Source organism: Streptomyces sp. NPDC017890 (assembly GCF_044328675.1).
In the GTDB taxonomy this organism is placed as follows: domain Bacteria; phylum Actinomycetota; class Actinomycetes; order Streptomycetales; family Streptomycetaceae; genus Streptomyces.
Genome location: NZ_JBIRHU010000167.1, coordinates 1 through 1,117, shown reverse-complemented (window position 1 = coordinate 1,117; position 1,117 = coordinate 1). Strand labels below are relative to the sequence as shown.

Sequence of the window (1,117 nt, the reverse complement as noted above, 5' to 3'; positions counted from 1 at the left end):
GAGGGCGGGGGCGTGGGCGAGTCTGCGGCCGTAGGCCCCTTCCGCCCGGACGGCTACCTGGTCCTCGCCGGACACACCGGACAACACCCGGGCCAACTGCGCGCGGGACCGTCCGTCCACACCTGCCGGCAGGTCGATCAACCCGCCCCAGTGCAGGGGCTGTTCGAGGGCGACGACACGGCCGAGACCCCACACCAGAGCCTGCTCCGGCGCGCTGGCGACCTCCGTGTCACTCGTCCGCACCGCCTGCTGGGTGACACTCCACAGGCGTGCCTCCACACCTGCGTCGCCCATTGCCTGTGACAGGAGCACCGTCAGGGCGTAGCCGATGGGTACGGATGCGAAGTGGGGGTGTGGTCGTTGGTCGAGGGCGACCAGTGAGACGACGCCGGCGGTGTGTGCCGACTCGTGGAGCCGGTCGGTGAGGGCGGCGCGGTCGAGGTCGGTTTCGTCGAGGGCCAGCAGTGAGGGTTCGGCGCCGTGTGCGGTGAGGGTGTCCATGACGCCGTGGACCCATTCGTGGTCCGTCTGGGTGTCGGTGACCACGACGAGCCAGGGGCCTGTGAGGGCCGTGGGCTGGTTGCCGGTCAGTGGTTTCCACTCGGTGCGGTAGCGGAGTGATTCGAGTGTGGTCCGTTCGTGCCGGCGCCTGCGCCAGGCCGACAGGGCGGGCAGCAGCTCGGTCAGTTGCTCGCCTTCGAGTCCGAGGGCCGTGGCGAGCGACTGGGTGTCCTCCTGCTCGACCGCCGTCCAGAACTCGTCGTCCGCTGCCGTCACCGGCGCGGTGGCAGGTGCGGTCCGCTCGATCCAGAAGCGCTGCCGCTGGAACGGATACGTCGGCAGATCCACCCGACGCGCACCCGACCCGGCGAACACACCCGCCCAGTCCGTCGCCACACCGTTCACGAACAGCTCCGACAGTGCGCCGAGGAACTGCGTCGGCCCTCCGTGGTCGCGACGCAGAGATCCGGTCGCCACTATGTTCGCCTCGGCCGTGTCGGCGATGTCCCGGATCCCGGCGATGAGGACGGGGTGGGGGCTGGTTTCGATGAAGGTGGTGTGGCCGTGGTTGAGGAGGGTGTGGATGGTGGTCTGGAAGTCGACGGTGTGGCGGAGG

1 protein-coding gene is annotated in these 1,117 nt (G+C 69.8%); it reads right to left on the bottom strand.

Annotated features, from left to right (window positions below):
• Positions 1-1,117 (bottom strand): acyltransferase domain-containing protein (locus ACH4F2_RS36285; protein ID WP_398136839.1); only part of this gene is annotated, 1,117 nt, incomplete at both ends.